A 16,496-nucleotide genomic window follows, 5' to 3' on the forward strand; every position below is an offset into this window, starting at 1 on the left:
TCGGGACGAGTCCCAGTTCGCGCCCCCGCTGTCCGCGCCACCGTTGTCCGCACCCCCGGGGCGCCGACCGCGGCGCGCGGCCGAAAGGTCCTGATGTCCGAAGCCGCCCGCACCCCGCCGCCCGAAGCCTATGATTCCGCCTCCATCACCGTGCTGCGTGGCCTGGAGGCCGTGCGGAAGCGGCCGGGCATGTACATCGGCGACACCGATGACGGCTCCGGCCTGCATCACATGGCCTTCGAGATCATCGACAACGCGGTGGACGAGGCGCAGGCGGGCTTCGCCACGATGTGCCGCCTGGTGCTGAACGGCGACGGCAGCGTGACCGTGACCGACGATGGCCGCGGCATCCCGACCGACATCCATTCGGAGGAAGGCGTCTCTGCGGCCGAGGTCGTGCTGACGCGGCTGCACGCGGGCGGCAAGTTCAACCAGAACTCCTACAAGGTCTCGGGCGGCCTGCACGGCGTGGGCGCTGCCGTGGTGAACGCGCTGTCCGAATGGATGGAAGTCCGCATCTGGCGTGAGGGGCAAGAGCACTTCATCCGCTTCGAGCACGGGGAGACGGTGCAGCCGCTGCGCGTCGTCGGCCCGTCCGGGCACGCAACCGGCACCGAGGTCACCTTCAAGCCGTCCTCCGGCACCTTCACGAAGGTCGAGTTCGAGTTCGCGGTGCTGGAGAAGCGCCTGCGGGAACTGGCCTTCCTCAATTCCGGCCTGAAGATCGTGCTGCGCGACGAGCGCCACGCCGACGTGAAGGAGACGGCCTTCTGCTACGAGGGCGGGCTGGTCGCGTTCGTCGAGTGGATGGACGCGGCGGAGGAGCCGCTGTTCAAGCCGCCGATCTCGCTCGTCAGCAAGGAGTCGGACGTCGGCATCCGCGTGGAGATGGCGATGTGGTGGAACCGTTCGCCGCGCGAGCGGACCCTGTGCTTCACGAACAACATCCCGCAGAAGGATGGCGGCACGCACCAGGCCGGCTTCCGCGCCGCGCTGACGCGCGCCGTGACGAAGATCGCCGAGGACATGGCGAAGAAGGAGAAGGTGGAGCTCTCGGGCGAGGACATGCGGGAGGGGCTGACCTGCATCCTCTCGGTCAAGGTACCCGATCCGAAGTTCTCGTCGCAGACGAAGGACAAGCTGGTCAGTTCGGAGGTCACGCCGGTGGTGCAGGCCGCCGTGTACGACGCGCTGACCCATTGGTTCGAGACGCATCCGAAGGAGACGCGGCTGGTCATCGAGCAGGTGGTTCTGGCCGCGGCCGCGCGGCGCGCGGCGCAACTGGCGCGGGAGAAGGTCGGGCGGAAGAACCCGCTCGATATCTCCACGCTGCCGGGCAAGCTCGCGGACTGCCAGGAGAAGGACCCGACGAAGTCCGAGCTGTTCCTGGTTGAGGGCGACTCCGCCGGCGGCTCCGCGAAGCAGGGCCGCAATCGCGCGAACCAGGCGATCCTGCCGCTCAAGGGCAAGATTCTGAACGTGGAACGGGCGCGGATGGACAAGATGCTGTCCTCCGCCGAGATTGGGACGCTCATCACCGCGCTCGGCACGGGCATCGGCGACGGGGAACCGGCGCGGGGCGGCTTTTCGCTGGACAAGCTGCGCTACCACCGCGTGGTGATCATGACGGACGCGGACGTGGATGGGTCCCACATCCGCACCCTGCTGCTGACCTTCTTCTTCCGGCAGATGCCTCAACTGATCGAGGCGGGGTATCTCTACATCGCGCAGCCCCCGCTCTACCGCGCCAAGCGTGGGAACGAGGAGCGGTACCTGAAGGACGACCGCGCGCTGGAAGAGTACCTGTTGGAGAAGGCGCTCTCCGGCGCCCGTCTGGCCTATGCCGACGGGCGGGAGATCGCGGCGGAGGCGCTGGCTGCCGAGGTCGATGCCTGGCGCGCGGCGTCGCGGCGGATCCAGAGGTTGGCCGCGCATGTGCCGGTCGAGATCGTGGAGGCTGCGGCCGTCGCCGGCGCGATCGGTGCGGAGCCGCACCCGGAGGCCGCGCCGGTGCTCGTCGAGCGCCTGAACGCCATGGCCGCGCCGACCGAGCGTGGATGGGTCGTGACGCTGGACGATGACGGCCTGATGGTCCGCCGCGTCGTGCGCGGCGTGACGGAAAGCCACCGCCTCGACCCCGTCGCGCTGCGCTCCGCCGAGGCACGGTGGCTCGAGGAGCGGCGCGAGACCCTGATGCGCGATTTCGGGATATCCGCGACGCTGCACTTCGACGCGACCCGCGCCGAGGCCCGCGGCCCGCTTGCGGCTTTCGATCGCGTGCTGGCGCAGGGCCGCAAGGGCCTGACCATCCAGCGCTTCAAAGGCCTGGGCGAGATGAACCCGGAGCAGTTGTGGAAGACCACGCTCGACCCGCAAGCCCGCACGCTGCTGCGCGTGGCGGTGGAGGATGTGGACGATGCGGGGCGCGTCTTCTCAACCCTGATGGGGGACGTGGTGGAGCCGCGGCGCGAGTTCATCGTGGACAACGCGCTGAAGGTCGCGAACCTCGACGTGTGACGGTCACCCGCCGTCCCGCCCAGGCATGACCGCCGCGACCGGGGCCGCCCCGCTCGCACCGGTGGCCGCCCCGGCGGAGGCGCGGGCCGGTACCCGTCCGAGAGGACCGCGACGCGACCGGGATCGCCTGAAACGAAACGGGGGACGCCCTCAGGCGTCCCCCGGCGCACCGGACGGCTCGGCCGTCCGGTCCGTCACATGGCCCGGCCGCCGCGGCGCACCGGCTGGCGCGTGGTGACCTTGCGCAGCGAGACGTTGTAGCGGCACTCGCCGCGCATCGCCTCGCCCATGATCATGCCGTTCTCGATGCGGGCGTTGCTCATGGAGCCGTCGGAGAACGTCACCGTCCCGCCCGGCCCGGCGGTGCCGGTCATGGTGTTGCGCCCGTTCATGACCGTCACCTGGTCACCCGCGACATTCGCGGAGACGTTCATCGCGCGGATGCGGCAGGACCGCGGCGAGCCGGCGGCCAGGCGCGCCACGCCGGCGTAGCGGCCATCGGCGCCGGTCACCATCGGGGCAGGCGCGGGGGCCGGCATCGGCGGGGGCGCCGCGGCGACCGGGGTGGGACGGGGCGGCGGGTCGGAGGCGCAGGCGGCGAGCAGGGCCAGGGCCGGTAGCGCGAACAGGGAACGGACGGTCATTACAACGCCTTTTCACGCACCGCCGGAATGGCGGCGCAGGTAGGAAGCACGCCTGCCTTCGCGTCCCGTTTCAAGGGGATGCGGCGCAGGAAATCCTCAGCTCACCGCAGCGTGGCGGTCGGGGCCGGCGGTACGCCGACCGGCGGCAGGGTAGCCGCCGCGGCGGGCGAGATCGGGTTGAAGGATGGCAGGCCGCTGCTGCGCTGCGGTGCGGGTGCCTGGCGGGCCCGTTCCGTGTCGAGCTGCCGTTGCAGGTCGTCCACCCGGCGCTGCAGCGTCTCGAGTTCCCGCTCCAGCCGGCCGTCATCGGTCGCGCGCACGGACCGGCGCGGCGCCGCTTCGGCGACCCGTGTCGTCCGACGCTGGGTGGCCCGCCGCTCGGCGCGGCGTTCGGTCCGCACGGCCGGTCGCGCCGGCGCCGTGTCGGGAAGCGCCAGGACGGGCACGCCCACATCCACCCGCGATTCGACCGGCGGAAGAGCCAGGGTCGCGACACGCTCCGCCTCGATCGGCGGGGGCGCCAGCCGCTGGAACTGGTCGATCGAGTTCCGCAGCACGTCGGTGCTCGGCCCGCCGCCATTGGGCCAGAGCTGGGCCGCGGCCGGCCCGGTCAGCCCCGCCAGCACGGCCACCACGGACAGGCCAGACAAGACCCGCATCCTCACCATCCCCTATCCGACATCTGCATCAGCGCCTCACACCAGGAGCGCGACGAGGATCACCCCGCCCAGGACCACACGATACCACCCGAAGGGCGTGAAGCCGATGCGGGAGATGGCCGAGAGCAGCCAACGCACGATCAGAAGCGCCACCACGAAGGCCGCGGCGAAGCCTACCAGAATTTGTCCAAATCCTGAAACGTCTATCTCGTTTCGAGCCTTGAACAGGGAGAAGGCGGTTGCGGCCAGCATGGTCGGGATCGCCAGCAGGAAGGAGAACTCGGCCGCCGCCCGCCGCTCCACCCCGATCAGGAGGGCGACGATGATCGTAGCGCCGGACCGGGACGTGCCGGGGATCATCGCCAGCGCCTGCCCGAAGCCGATCATGAGGGCGGAGGTCGGGCCGATCTCCGCGACGCTGCGGATCGTCGGCTCCCGATGCCGGCGCTCGATCCAGATGATGATGAGGCCCCCGATGACCAGCGCGACCGCGACGACGAGGGGGGAGAAGAGCAGCCGTGTGATCGTCCCGTGCAGGGTCGCCCCGATCACCGCGGCGGGCAGGAAGGCCAGGACGACGCCCTCCGCCACGTAGCGCTCCGGCGTTCGCGGCTTCCACATGCCCAGCAGGATCCGGATCAGGTCGCGCCAGAAGACCACGACGACCGCGAGGATGGCGCCGAGCTGGATGGAGATCTCGAACACCCGCCCGGGCGGGCCCTGGAAGCCGATGACCTCCCCCAGCAGGATCAGGTGGCCGGTGGAGGAGATTGGCAGGAACTCGGTCAGCCCCTCCACCACGCCCATGAGAAGGGCGGCGAACAGCGCGGAGAGGTCCATGGAGCGGTCCCGGAAACGAAAAGGGCGGGGACCGCCCATGGTTATGAAAGGGGGCCCCCGCCCCCTTCAAGCACGCGATGCGCCGGCTGTCAGCGGACGACGCCTCAACGAACCGTCTGGCTCGCGGTGAAGGCGAAGTTGTCGAAGGAGTTCTCGGAAACGCGGTGCCACGTGTAGACCTCGTCGCGGAAGCGCCGGTAGCCTTCCCAGATCCGCTTGAAGCGCTCGTTGCGGGCGCCGATTTCCTCGTACACCTCGTTCGTCGCGCGCCAGGCGGCTTCCAGGATGGGCCGCGGCCAGAAGCGAAGCTGCGTGCCCGCCGCGATCAGGCGGCGCAGCGCCTGCGGGTTCGCGACGTCGTAGCGCGCGACCATCTCGGCATCGGCCTCGCCGCACGCGACCTGGATCGCGGCCTTGTAGGTGTTCGGAAGCGCGTCCCAGGCACGCTGGTTCGCGATGAAGTGCAGCCGCGCGCCCGGCTCCCAGAAGCCCGGGGCGTAGTAGTTCGGCGCCACGCGGGACAGGCCCAGGCGTTCGTCGTCATGCGGGCCGACGAACTCGGCCGCATCGATCGTCCCGCGCTCCAGCGAGGGATAGATGTCCGCCGCCGGCACGACCGAAGGCGTCGCGCCCATCTTCTGGAACACCTGGCCCGCGAGGCCGGTGATGCGGAACTTCAGGCCGCGGATCTCGTCGAGCGAGCGGATTTCCCGCCGGAACCAGCCGCCCATCTGCGCGCCGGTGTCGCCGGCCGGGAAGGCGATCGCGTTATACTCGCGCATCATCTCGTTCATGATGTCCTGGCCGCCGCCGAAGCGCAGCCAGGCGGTGTTCTGCCGCGTGTTCAGCCCGAAGGGCATTGCGGTGAAGAACGCCAGCGAGGGGTCCTTACCGATGTAGTAGTAAGCAGCGGTATGGGCGCACTCGATGGAACCGCTCTGCACGGCGTCGAGCGCGGCCAGCGGCGGCGCGATCTCGCCGCCCGGGAAGCACTGGATGCGGAACTTGCCGTCGGTCAGTTCCCCGACCCGGCGCGCGATGGTCTCCGGCGTGCCGAAGAGGATGTCGGTCGAGCGCGGGAAGGAGGAGGTGAGGCGCCAGCGGACCTCCGGCGCCGTGACGATGGCCGGCGCGGCGGGGGCCTGGGCGAGGGCCTGGGTCGTGAGGAGGGCGGGCACGGCGGCAGCCGGCGCAGCGGCCAGCAGGCCGCGGCGATTGACACGATTGGTCATGGAAGGGGGACGTTCCTTTCCCTGGGCGTTTCGATTGCCGGCGGTGATAGGGCAAGGCGGAAGAGGGGGGAAGGCAGCAACGCCCGTCCTCCCCCGATCGGGAGGGCCGTTCAGACGCCCGGACGACCGCCCGGACTGAACGCGCCGGGGTTAACCCGTTCCTCCGTCACCAGCGCCGACAACAGCTGTCGGATGTTCTCGCGGACAGCGCCTTCGTTCGCGAGGCGGAGGCGCTCAACGGCCAGGAAGGAGGAACTAAACGGGGCGGTGTAGGCGTTCCGGATTTCCCGCGTGAAAACCTCCTGACCATCGGCGACGCGGATGAGGCGGTACGAGACGCCCGCCGTCACCTCGAGGTCGAAGCCGCCGAACGGGCGACGAAGCTCGAGGAGCGTCGCCTCAAGACGAAAGCGCTCGCCGCCCAAGGCGAGCATGGCGTGGGTCCGAAGGCTCTGGCGCAAAGCCGTAGCGAAATCGGCATCCGAAACGGAGGATGCCAGGAGTGGGTTGGTCTCGCTCCCTCCCGTGACACGCCCGACGTCCACGGCGCTGCGCAGAGCGGAGTTCTGGGAAATCAGGGTCGCTTCCGAGATCGGAGGCGTCATAGCGCCCGGGGTGGCGCCGCTGGCGCAAGCGGCCAGCATGACAAGCAGCGCAAGAGCTGGCAGGCGGCAGATCGAGGCCATCGAGGTCTGGTTCCACACGGGTTCGTGAATTATCTTGCCCTTTATGACCAGAATGTCATTCGCGCTAGCCCTGTCCCTGCTCGTGTCGGCGTGCGGAGCGCGACAACCGGAGCCCGTCGCGGTGTCATCGCCACTCGATGACCGGCTCAGTTGCGATCACCTTGCCGGCGAGTTTGCGTCGAACAATGCCCGCTTTGGGGAATTGCGGGGGGAGGTCGAGCGCCGGGCCCGAGACAACGTCGGGTTGCTTCTCATGGGACCGCTGGCTGCCGCGACCTTCATCGACACAGGCACGACGCAGCGGACCGAGACGGAGGCGCTGGAGCGCCGCAACGAACGCCTGCGGGACCTCATGCGCCAGCGGAGCTGCCCCGGCGCCTCGTGAGGCTCAATCCGCATCCCCCGCCTGCCCCAGCCGATACGGATGCGCCGGATAGCACCCCAGCACGTGCACCTCCCGCGAGAAGAACCGCAGCTCCTCGAAGGCCCGACGCAGGCCCGGCTGCTCCGGATGCCCGTCCACGTCGCAGAGGAACTGCACCGCCGTGAAACGCCCGTCGAGCATGTAGGATTCGAGCTTCGTCATGTTCACGCCGTTCGTCGCGAAACCGCCGAGCGCCTTGTAGAGCGAGGCCGGCACCGACCGCACGCGGAAGACGAAGGTCGTCACGGGGTCCGGATGGTCCACCGGCGGCACGACCGGCTCGCGCGACATGACGTAGAACCGCGTCGTATTGTGCGCCGCGTCCTCCACGTTCCGGCGAAGGATCCGCAGACCGTAGATCTCCGCCGCGAGGGACGACGCGATCGCCGCGTCCTCCACCCCGCCGCGCTCAGCGACCAGCGCGGCGGCGCCGGCGGTATCGGCCTCGATCACCGGCTGCATGCCCGTGTCGCGCAGCAGGTTCAGCACCTGTCCCAGCGCCACGGGGTGCGAATGCGCGCGCCTGACGGTCTGCATGGTCGCGCCCCCGGCGCGAGCAGGCAGTGCTCCACCCGCTCGAAATGCTCGCCCACCACGTGCAGGCCTGATTCCGGCAGCAGCCGGTGGATGTCCGGCACGCGTCCCGCGAGCGAGTTCTCGCAGGGCAGCATGGCCAGGTCCGCGCGCCCGTCCCGCACGGCGGCCATCGCCGCCTCGAAGGACGGGCAGGGCAGCGTGGTCCAGCCCGGATAGGCGTCGCGACAGGCAAGGTCCGAATAGGCGCCTGGAAGGCCCTGGAACGCGATGACCTGGCTCAAGCCGAAACCCCTTCCGCGATGATCCGACGCGCGCGCTCCAGGTCCTCCGGCGTGTCCACGCCGAAGGGGCCATGCGCCACGCGGGCCGCGCCGATGCGCATCCCCGCTTCCAGCGCGCGCAACTGTTCCAGCCGCTCGCGCTGCTCCAGCGCGCTCGCCGGCAGGGCGACGAAGCGCTCGATCGCGCCGCGGCGGAAGGCGTAGATGCCGATGTGATGCCAGTGCGGCCCTTCACCCGACGGCACGGGCGCGCGGGAGAAGTAGAGCGCCGGCGCTACCCGTGCCGCGCCCCCCTCGACGTCCCGGAAGGCGCAGGCGCATTTCACGAAGCTGTCCGTGCGGAGTTCGGCCTCGTCCGCGATGGGGCAGACGAGGGTGCCGATGTCCGTCGCGGGGTCGGCCAGCGGCTCCAGCACCGCCTGCAGCGCAGCGGGGTCGAGCGTCGGGAAGTCGCCCTGCAGGTTCACGACCACGTCGTGCCGCCGCCCGGGGTCCAGGATGCGCGCCGCCCGCTCCACCCGGTCCGTCCCGCTCGGCACGTCGTCCGGGACGTGCACGGCGGTGCCGCCGGCAGCCTCGACCGCCGCGACGATCTCCGCGTCGCCCGCGGCCACTGCGACGGGCCCGATCCCCGCCTCGCGCGCCCGCTCCAGCACGTGCAGGATCATCGGCCGGCCCGCGATCTCGGCAAGCGGCTTGCCGGGCAGCCGCGTCGCGGCGAGGCGCGCGGGAATGATGACGATCGGGTTCACGGCGAGCGGATCAACAGGGGCGGGCCACGGGTTGTCGCCGGAACCTTCCGACACTAATGAGGGCCGCGGGCTTCTAGTCGAGGCGGCCGGGGTGCGCAAACGCGCGCGGGGTGATCCCGCGCCGGTGCCGCGGCGGTACGACGGATCGGACAGGACCTAGACAGGACAATGGCGCTCGAAGCGAACAAGGCCTTCGCGGCGGTACTGACGGCCGGCATCGCCTTCATGGTCTCGGGCGTGGTCGGCGGGCTGATCGTCCAACCCCACCGCATCGCGCAGCCGGCAATCCAGGTGCCGGAGATCCCCGGCGCGGCCCCGGCCGCGGCGCCCGCGGCAGCGGCCGCCCCGGCGGTCGAACCGATCGCGCCGCTGCTGGCAAGCGCCAGCGCCGATGAAGGCCGGACGATCGCCCAGCGCCAGTGCGCGGCCTGCCATTCTTTCAACGAAGGCGGCCGCAACGCCGTGGGCCCGAACCTCTACGGCGTGCTCGGCGGGCCGCACGCCCACCGTAGCGACTTCAACTACTCCGCCGCGATGGCGAGCCTGAAGGACAAGCCCTGGGACTACGAGGCGCTGAACGCCTTCCTCGCCGGCCCGGCCCGCGCGATCGTCGGGACCCGCATGGCCTTCGCCGGGCTGAACTCCGCGCAGCAGCGCGCGAACGTCATCGTCTACCTCCGCAGCCTCGACGCGAACCCGAAGCCGCTGCCCTGATGCCCCCGCGATCGGGCCGCCCGCCTTGGACGACCTGATCCGGACCGCGGAGGCGGCCGCCGACCTCGCCGGCGCCGCCATCCGTCCCCTGTTCCGCTCCGCCCTGCTGGTCGAATCGAAGGGCGATGCCTCCCCCGTGACGGAGGCCGACCGCGCGGCAGAACGCGCGATCCGCGACCACCTCGCGAAGGCCCACCCGACACACGGCGTGATCGGGGAGGAGTACGGCAGCCATCAGGCCGACGCCGAATGGGTCTGGGTCCTCGACCCCATCGACGGGACCCGGGCCTTCGTCACGGGGCGGCCGCTGTTCGGAACCCTCATCGGCCTGCTGCACCGCGGCCGCCCGGTCCTCGGCATCATCGACCAGCCCGCGACGGGGGAGCGATGGATCGGCGTCGAGGGTCGCCGCACGACCTTCCGCGGCCCCTTCGGTGGGACGGTGGGCTGCCGCCCTTGCCCGGACATCGGCGGCGCCGAACTGGCCAGCACCGCCCCCGACATCTTCCCGGACGGCGCCGATGCCGGCTTCCTCGCGCTCCGCCGCGCGGCCCGGCGGGTGACCTGGGGCGGCGATTGCTACATCTACGGCCTGCTCGCCCTCGGGCTGATCGACGTAGTGGTGGATGCGACGATGAAGCCCTGGGACTGGGCGGCCCTGGTGCCCGTGGTCGAAGGCGCGGGCGGCCGGGTGACGGATCACCGCGGGCGGGCGCTCACCCTGGACTCGGCGGGCGACGTCCTGGCCGTGGGCGACCCCGCCCTGCTGCCGGCCGCCACGCGCCTGCTTGGCGCGTAACCGCCGAACCCCCATCCTCTACGCCCATGCGCCGCCGTGACGTGCTGTCTGCCGGGTTCGCCGCCGGCCTCGCCGCCACCCTCCCGGCTTCCGGGGCCTTGGCCCAAGGGACCGCTGGACAGGCATCGGCGGCCCCGCGACGGGCCCACGCCCTCTCGCTCCTTGGCGAACCTGCCCTGCCCGAGGGCTTCCCGCACTTCCCCTGGGTGAACCCGGACGCGCCGAAGGGCGGGGAGATCACCCTCCACGCCCTCGGTTCCTACGACAGCTTCAACCCCTTCATCCTGCGGGGCACGCCGGCCAACGGCGCGGGATCGCTCTACGACCCCCTCCTCCGCGTCAATCCGGACGAGCCGAGCGGCGAATACGCCCACGTCGCGGAATACGTCGAGCTGCCGGCCGATGGGCGCTCCGTCACCTTCGTGCTGCGCGACATCGCCCGCTGGCACGACGGCCGCCCGATCACGGCGGAGGACGTGGTCTGGACCTTCAACATCCTCCGCACCTCCGGCCGCCCGTTCTACCGCGCCTATTGGGGCGACGTGACGGAGGTGGTCGCAGAGGACCCCCGCCGCGTGACCTTCCGCGTGAAGGACGCGGAGAACCGGGAACTCACCACGATCCTCGGCCAGATCCTCGTCCTGCCGAAGCATTGGTGGGAGGGGCGCGACTTCTCCCGCCCGTTGCTCGAGGCCCCGCTCGGCTCCGGTGCCTACAAGGTGGACCGCTTCGAGGCCGGGCGTTCCGTCACCTACCGCCGCGTGCCCGACTACTGGGCGCGGGACCTCAACACGATGAAGGGCACGTCGAACTGGGACGTGCTGCGCTACGACTACTACCGCGACGCGACCGTCGCGCTGGAGGCCTTCAAGGCCGGCGCCTACGACTTCCGGACCGAGAACGTCGCGCGGGAATGGGCCACCGGCTACGACTTCCCCGCGGTGCGCCGCGGCCTGGTGAAGCGCGACGAGATCCGGCACGAGCTGCCGACCGGCCTGCAGGGCTTCATCATGAACGAGCGGCGCCCCCTGTTCCAGGATCGGCGCGTGCGCGAGGCGCTGGGCCTCGTCTTCGACTTCGAGTGGATGAACAAGAACCTCTTCTACGAGGCGTACACGCGCACGACGTCCTACTTCTCCAATTCAGAATTCGCCTCCTCCGGCCTGCCGCAGGGGCGGGAACTCGAAATCCTCCAGCCTTTCCGCGACCGCCTGCCGCCCGAGGTCTTCACGCAGGAGTTCAAGGTCCCCGTCACCGACGGCACTGGGAACATCCGCGACCAGGCGCGCCGTGCACTGGACCTGCTGCGCGCCGCGGGCTGGACCATCCGCGACCGCCGCCTGACGAACGCGGCGGGCCAGCGCTTCGACTTCGAGATCCTGCTGAACGGCGCGACCTTCGAGCGGATCGCGCTGCCCTACATCCAGAACCTTCAGCGCCTGGGCATCGAGGCGCGCGTCCGCACCGTCGATCCGCCGCAGTACCAGGTCCGCATGGACGCCTTCGACTACGACATGACGGTCGAGGTCTTCGGCCAGTCGGAATCCCCGGGCAACGAGCAGCGCGACTTCTGGACCTCGGCCAAGGCCGACGAGAACGGGTCTCGCAACACCATCGGCATCAAGGACCCCGTGGTGGATGCGCTGGTTGACCTGCTGATCGCCGCGCCGAACCTGGAGGAACTTCGTGTCCGCACGCGCGCGCTGGACCGCGTGCTTCTCTGGGGCCACCACGCCATCCCGCAGTGGCATTCCCGCACCTTCCGCATCGCCTGGTGGGACAAGTTCGGGCGGCCCGAGCGCAACCCGCGCCGCGGCCTCGGCCTCGATTCCTGGTGGGTGGACGCGGCGCGCGAGCGGGCGCTGGCCGAAGCGCGCCGCAGCTAGACACCCTTGGCCGCCTATATCCTCCGACGCCTGTTGCTGCTGGTGCCGACGCTGTTCGGCATCATCCTGATCAACTTCGCCGTGACGCAGCTCGCCCCGGGCGGCCCGGTCGAGCAGATGCTCCAGGAACTGCGCGGCGACGGGAACACCGCGCTGGGTCGGCTGACGGGCGAGGGCGGAGGGGAGACCCGGCCCGTCCAGACGCGCGAGTCCGGCAGCCTCGGCTCGGGAGGCGGCGGGAGCGGCGACGGCCCCCGCTCCACCTACCGCGGCGCCCGCGGCCTGGACCCCGCGATCGTCGCGGAGATCGAGCGCACCTTCGGTTTCGACAAGCCGGCGCATGTGCGCTTCATGGAGATGATCAGCGGCTACCTGCGCTTCGATTTCGGCCGCTCGCTCTTCCGCGACCGCCCCGTGGTGGACCTGATCCTCGAAAAGATGCCGGTCTCCATCTCGCTCGGGCTCTGGTCCACGCTCATCATCTATCTCGTCTCCATCCCCCTCGGCATCCGCAAGGCGGTGCGGGACGGGACGCGCTTCGATGCCTGGACCTCCGGCGCCGTGCTGCTGGGCTACGCCGTCCCCGGCTTCCTCTTCGCGATCCTGCTCGTCGTCCTCTTCGCCGGCGGGTCCTTCTTCCAGGTCTTCCCGCTGCGCGGCCTGACGTCCTCCGGCGCCTCCGACCTGCCCTTCTTCCAGCGCGCGCTGGACTACGCCTGGCACATGGTCCTGCCGACGATCGCACTGGTCGTTGGCGGCTTCGCGGGCCTGACGATGCTGACGAAGAACGCCTTCCTCGACGAGATCAGCAAGCAATACGTCCTGACCGCCCGGGCCAAGGGCGCGGACGAGCCACGCGTGCTCTACGGGCACGTCTTCCGCAACGCGATGCTTATCATCATCGCCGGCTTCCCGGCCGCCTTCATCGGCATCCTCTTCACCGGCGCGCTGCTGGTGGAGATCGTCTTTTCCCTCGACGGGCTCGGCCTGCTCGGCTTCGAATCGGCGATACGGCGGGACTATCCCGTGATGTTCGCGACCCTCTACATCTTCACGCTCATCGGCCTCGTCATGCAGCTGGTCAGCGACGTGACCTATACGCTCGTGGACCCGCGCATCGACTTCTCGGCGCGCCGTTGACCCTGGCATGAGCCCGCTCAACCAGCGCCGCATCGCAAACTTCCGCGCCAATCGGCGGGGCCGCCTGTCGCTCTGGGTCTTCGCGATCCTCCTCCTCGTCACGCTCTTCGCCGAGGTCGTCGCGAACGACCGGCCGATCGTCGCCCGCGTGGACGGGCACTGGTTCTTCCCCATCGCCCGCGACTATGCGGAGAGCGACATCATCGAAGGCGGCTTCCCCACCACCGCCGACTGGACCGACCCGGAACTCGCGAAGGAAGTGGCGGACCGCGGCTGGGCCCTCTGGCCTCCCATTCCCTTCCACCACCGCACCGTCGTCCGCGACCTCGGCCGCCCCGCGCCCTCCCCGCCCGATGGCCGCAACTGGCTCGGCACGGACGACCAGGCGCGGGACGTGCTGGCGCGGGTGATCTACGGCTTCCGCATCTCCGTCCTCTTCGGCTTCACGCTGACGGCGCTCTCCTCCATCATCGGCGTCATGGCCGGCGCGGTGCAGGGCTATTACGGCGGCTGGGTGGACCTGGCCTTCCAGCGGATCATCGAGATCTGGTCGGGCCTGCCGCAGCTCCTGATGCTCATCATCCTCGCGAGCGTCATCGAGCCCTCCTTCGCCTCCCTCCTGGTCTTCCTCCTCCTCTTCTCCTGGATGACGCTGACGGGCGTCGTGCGCGCGGAGTTCCTGCGCGGCCGCAACTTCGACTACGTCCGCGCCGCGAAGGCGCTGGGCGTGTCGGATGCGCGCCTGATGGCTCGCCACATCCTGCCGAACGCGATGGTCGCGACCCTCACGATGCTGCCCTTCATCCTCGCGGGCTCGGTGACGGTGCTGGCCTCGCTCGACTTCCTTGGCTTCGGCCTGCCGCCCGGCTCCGCCTCCCTCGGTGAGCTCGTGGCGCAGGCCAAGAACAACCTCCGCGCCCCCTGGCTCGGAATCACGGCCTTCGTCGTGCTGGGCGGCACGCTCACGCTGCTCGCCTTCATCGGCGAGGCCGTCCGCGACGCCTTCGACCCGCGTAAACTCCCCGGTGGAACCCGATGAGCGATCCCAGAACCCCCACGTCCGGCCTGAACGACTCCCTCTTCCTCGGCCCGCCGCCGAGTCTCGACGCGCCGCCGCGCGCCGCGCCGGCGGAGGGCACCCGCGCCGCAGACGGCGCCTTCGCCGCCGGCGACGCGCCCTGGTGGTCCGCCGCGACCGCCGAGGCGCGCCGGCGCGTCGCGATGGAAACCGGCACCCTTCCCGGCACGCTGCGCCCCAAATCGCCGTCGCCCCCTCCGGAACCGGTCATCGAGGAGGACCCCGCCCCCCACCGGCCCCGTCGCCTGGTGGTCCCCTGCGCGCGAACGGCGCGCCATCCCGCCGGAGCCGCCGCTCCCAGTCCGCCAGATCCCGCTCCGCCCCACCCGGATGGTGGGCATCCGCCCGGCCCGGACGGCGCCCGCCAAGCCCCCGGCGCCCCCTGGTGGGCAAAGGCCCGAACCGAGCACGTGCGCGTCCACGCCGCCCCACCCCGCCGCGCCGCGGGGACGAATGCCGGCGGCCCCTGGTGGACCAAGCCCCCCGCGCCGCTCTTCCCGGACGAGGATGACCGCCGCGTCCGCGTGCCCTCCGCCGGGGCGCCCTGGTGGTCCGCTGCAGCCTGGGAGACGACGCCCCAGGAGCCGCGCGAGCCCGGCTGGACCGCACGCACCCGCGCCCGGCTTTTCCCCCCGGTTGGGGGAGATCGCCGCTGACGCAGCCGGCCGCCGGCGCCCCGTCCCGCGCGGAGGGGGCGCCCCGCTCCTCGCCGTCCGGGACCTGACGGTCGCCTTCCGCGGCAACCCCGTCGTGCGCGGCATCTCGTTCGAGGTGATGCCGGGCGAGACGGTCGCCCTCGTCGGCGAGTCCGGCTCCGGCAAATCGGTGACCGCGCTGTCCTGCCTTCGTCTCCTCGGCCCCGGCGGCACCAACCCGGCGGGCCAGGTCGCGCTCGATGGCGTGGACGTGCTGCGCGCGCCGGAGTCCGAGTTGCAGCGCCTCCGCGGCGGCGTCGCGGGCATGGTGTTCCAGGAGCCGATGACGTCCCTGAACCCGCTGCACACCGTGGGGCGGCAGGTGTCCGAAGCCATCACCTTGCACCAGCCGATGCGCGGTCCGGCGCTGCGCGCGCGGGTGCTGGAACTGCTGCGCCGCGCCGGCCTCGGCGCCGCGGCGGAGCGGCTGGACGCCTACCCCCACCAGTTGTCCGGCGGCCAGCGGCAGCGCGTGATGATCGCCGTCGCGCTGGCCAACGACCCGCGCCTGCTGATCGCGGACGAGCCGACCACGGCGCTGGACGTCACGATCCAGGCGCAGGTGCTCGATCTGCTGGCCCGACTGAAGCGCGAGATGCGGATGGCGATGCTGCTGATCACGCACGACCTCGCCATCGTCCGCCGCCACGCCGACCGCGTCGTCGTGATGAAGGACGGGGAGGCGGTGGAGCAGGGCCCCGTCGCCGCCGTCTTCGCGAACCCGTCCCACCCCTACACGCGCCTGCTGATCGAGACGCAGCCCCACGGCCGCGCGGCGCCGCTCGCGGCGGAGACGCCCCCATTGCTGCGTGCGGAAGATGTGCGCGTCCACTTCCCCATCCGCCGCGGCCTGCTCCGCCGCACCGTCGGATACGTCAAGGCCGTGGACGGCGTCTCCCTCGCCCTCCGCCGCGGCGAGACGCTCGGCGTCGTCGGCGATCGGGCAGCGGCAAGACCACGCTCGGCCTGACGCTGCTGCAACTGGAACGTGGCGCCGGCGCCGTGACGCTCGACGGGCGCCGCATCGACGGCCTGTCCCGGTCGGACCTCCGCCCGCTCCGCCGCCGCATGCAGATCGTCTTCCAGGACCCCTACGGCTCCCTCTCCCCGCGCATGTCGGTCGGCGAGATCGTGGGCGAGGGCCTGGCCGTGCACGAACCCGACCTGTCCCGTACCGACCGTGAGGCCCGTGTCGCCGCGGCGCTGCGGGAGGTGAACCTCGATCCCGCGACGGCGGTCCGCTACCCCCACGAATTCTCCGGCGGCCAGCGCCAGCGCATCGCGATCGCCCGCGCCCTCGTCCTCTCCCCCGATCTGGTCGTGCTGGACGAGCCGACCTCGGCGCTCGACGTCTCGGTGCAGGCGCAGGTCGTGGACCTCCTGCGGGACCTCCAGGCCCGGCGCGGCCTGGCCTACCTGTTCATCTCCCATGACCTCCGCGTCGTCCGCGCCCTGTCGCACCGGATCATGGTGATGAAGGACGGGAAGGTCGTCGAAGCCGGGGAGACGGAAGCCGTCGTCGGCAACCCGCAACAGCCCTATACGCGCGCCCTGATGGAAGCCGCCTTCAACCTCCGCGCCACCGGCACCGCAGACGCGACGCCGCCCCCCG

13 protein-coding genes and 2 pseudogenes are annotated in these 16,496 nt (G+C 71.0%); 8 read left to right on the forward strand and 7 right to left on the reverse strand.

All coding sequences use genetic code 11. From position 1 onward, the window contains the following. Window positions 1-93 precede the first annotated feature (93 nt). Window positions 94-2,517: a DNA topoisomerase (ATP-hydrolyzing) subunit B gene (gene gyrB, locus ACE7GA_RS07880; protein WP_376098040.1), complete on the forward strand. Its 2,424-nt coding sequence runs from the start codon at window positions 94-96 to the stop codon at window positions 2,515-2,517. A gap of 194 nt (window positions 2,518-2,711) precedes the next feature. Here gyrB and ACE7GA_RS07885 read toward each other — a convergent pair whose 3' ends face one another. From ACE7GA_RS07885 to ACE7GA_RS07905, 5 genes are all read right to left on the reverse strand, one after another. Continuing rightward, on the reverse strand, window positions 2,712-3,161 hold the full coding sequence (locus tag ACE7GA_RS07885; protein WP_376098043.1) for a hypothetical protein: 450 nt from the start codon (window positions 3,159-3,161) through the stop codon (window positions 2,712-2,714). Between the two features lie 101 nt (window positions 3,162-3,262). After that, a complete protein-coding gene (locus ACE7GA_RS07890) occupies window positions 3,263-3,820 on the reverse strand; it encodes a hypothetical protein (protein ID WP_376098046.1) in 558 nt (185 codons plus the stop codon). 36 nt (window positions 3,821-3,856) lie between these two features. Next, window positions 3,857-4,660: an undecaprenyl-diphosphate phosphatase gene (locus tag ACE7GA_RS07895; protein WP_376098049.1), complete on the reverse strand. Its 804-nt coding sequence runs from the start codon at window positions 4,658-4,660 to the stop codon at window positions 3,857-3,859. Between the two features lie 104 nt (window positions 4,661-4,764). Beyond that, entirely contained in the window at window positions 4,765-5,892 is a 1,128-nt protein-coding gene (locus tag ACE7GA_RS07900; RefSeq protein WP_376098052.1) for a TRAP transporter substrate-binding protein, read from the reverse strand. Between the two features lie 110 nt (window positions 5,893-6,002). Beyond that, window positions 6,003-6,596 (reverse strand): hypothetical protein, encoded by a 594-nt coding sequence (locus tag ACE7GA_RS07905; RefSeq protein ID WP_376098055.1) that lies wholly within the window; start codon window positions 6,594-6,596, stop codon window positions 6,003-6,005. A gap of 103 nt (window positions 6,597-6,699) precedes the next feature. Between ACE7GA_RS07905 and ACE7GA_RS07910 the strand changes: the two genes are divergently transcribed. Beyond that, on the forward strand, window positions 6,700-6,963 hold the full coding sequence (locus tag ACE7GA_RS07910) for a hypothetical protein (RefSeq protein WP_376098057.1): 264 nt from the start codon (window positions 6,700-6,702) through the stop codon (window positions 6,961-6,963). Between the two features lie 3 nt (window positions 6,964-6,966). On the opposite strand, the pseudogene ACE7GA_RS07915 reads toward ACE7GA_RS07910, so the two are convergent. Both ACE7GA_RS07915 and ACE7GA_RS07920 read right to left on the reverse strand, forming a co-directional pair. Beyond that, window positions 6,967-7,820 (reverse strand): annotated as a pseudogene (locus ACE7GA_RS07915) (prephenate dehydratase). Beyond that, window positions 7,817-8,572, reverse strand: a complete 756-nt coding sequence (locus ACE7GA_RS07920) for a 3-deoxy-manno-octulosonate cytidylyltransferase (RefSeq protein ID WP_376098060.1) — start codon at window positions 8,570-8,572, stop codon at window positions 7,817-7,819. The pseudogene ACE7GA_RS07915 and the gene ACE7GA_RS07920 overlap by 4 nt, the downstream one beginning before the upstream one ends. Window positions 8,573-8,740: 168 nt before the next feature. Between ACE7GA_RS07920 and ACE7GA_RS07925 the strand changes: the two genes are divergently transcribed. The 6 genes and pseudogenes from ACE7GA_RS07925 to ACE7GA_RS07950 all read left to right on the forward strand — a co-directional run. After that, a complete protein-coding gene (locus ACE7GA_RS07925) occupies window positions 8,741-9,286 on the forward strand; it encodes a c-type cytochrome (protein ID WP_376098063.1) in 546 nt (181 codons plus the stop codon). Window positions 9,287-9,311: 25 nt separating this feature from the next. Beyond that, on the forward strand, window positions 9,312-10,085 hold the full coding sequence (locus ACE7GA_RS07930; protein ID WP_376098066.1) for an inositol monophosphatase family protein: 774 nt from the start codon (window positions 9,312-9,314) through the stop codon (window positions 10,083-10,085). A 26-nt stretch (window positions 10,086-10,111) separates the two neighbouring features. Then, complete coding sequence (locus tag ACE7GA_RS07935) at window positions 10,112-11,971, forward strand: extracellular solute-binding protein (protein WP_376098069.1); 1,860 nt, start codon at window positions 10,112-10,114, stop codon at window positions 11,969-11,971. A 6-nt stretch (window positions 11,972-11,977) separates the two neighbouring features. Beyond that, window positions 11,978-13,111 (forward strand): microcin C ABC transporter permease YejB, encoded by a 1,134-nt coding sequence (locus ACE7GA_RS07940; RefSeq protein ID WP_376098072.1) that lies wholly within the window; start codon window positions 11,978-11,980, stop codon window positions 13,109-13,111. Between the two features lie 7 nt (window positions 13,112-13,118). Further along, window positions 13,119-14,150, forward strand: a complete 1,032-nt coding sequence (locus tag ACE7GA_RS07945; RefSeq protein ID WP_376098075.1) for an ABC transporter permease — start codon at window positions 13,119-13,121, stop codon at window positions 14,148-14,150. A gap of 684 nt (window positions 14,151-14,834) precedes the next feature. After that, window positions 14,835-16,465, forward strand: a pseudogene (locus ACE7GA_RS07950) (ABC transporter ATP-binding protein); the annotation flags it as partial. Between the last annotated feature and the right edge of the window lie 31 nt (window positions 16,466-16,496).

Origin of the sequence: Roseomonas sp. CCTCC AB2023176, from assembly GCF_042259275.1 — a bacterium.
GTDB lineage: Bacteria > Pseudomonadota > Alphaproteobacteria > Acetobacterales > Acetobacteraceae > Roseomonas.

Excerpts from the sequence above, each read along its gene's own strand:
- gyrB (WP_376098040.1), top strand. The coding sequence starts at position 94 with ATGTCCGAAGCCGCCCGCACCCCGCCGCCCGAAGCCTATGATTCCGCC.
- ACE7GA_RS07885 (WP_376098043.1), bottom strand. The coding sequence starts at position 3,161 with ATGACCGTCCGTTCCCTGTTCGCGCTACCGGCCCTGGCCCTGCTCGCC.
- ACE7GA_RS07890 (WP_376098046.1), bottom strand. The coding sequence starts at position 3,820 with ATGCGGGTCTTGTCTGGCCTGTCCGTGGTGGCCGTGCTGGCGGGGCTG.
- ACE7GA_RS07895 (WP_376098049.1), bottom strand. The coding sequence starts at position 4,660 with ATGGACCTCTCCGCGCTGTTCGCCGCCCTTCTCATGGGCGTGGTGGAG.
- ACE7GA_RS07900 (WP_376098052.1), bottom strand. The coding sequence starts at position 5,892 with ATGACCAATCGTGTCAATCGCCGCGGCCTGCTGGCCGCTGCGCCGGCT.
- ACE7GA_RS07925 (WP_376098063.1), top strand. The coding sequence starts at position 8,741 with ATGGCGCTCGAAGCGAACAAGGCCTTCGCGGCGGTACTGACGGCCGGC.
- ACE7GA_RS07935 (WP_376098069.1), top strand. The coding sequence starts at position 10,112 with ATGCGCCGCCGTGACGTGCTGTCTGCCGGGTTCGCCGCCGGCCTCGCC.
- ACE7GA_RS07945 (WP_376098075.1), top strand. The coding sequence starts at position 13,119 with ATGAGCCCGCTCAACCAGCGCCGCATCGCAAACTTCCGCGCCAATCGG.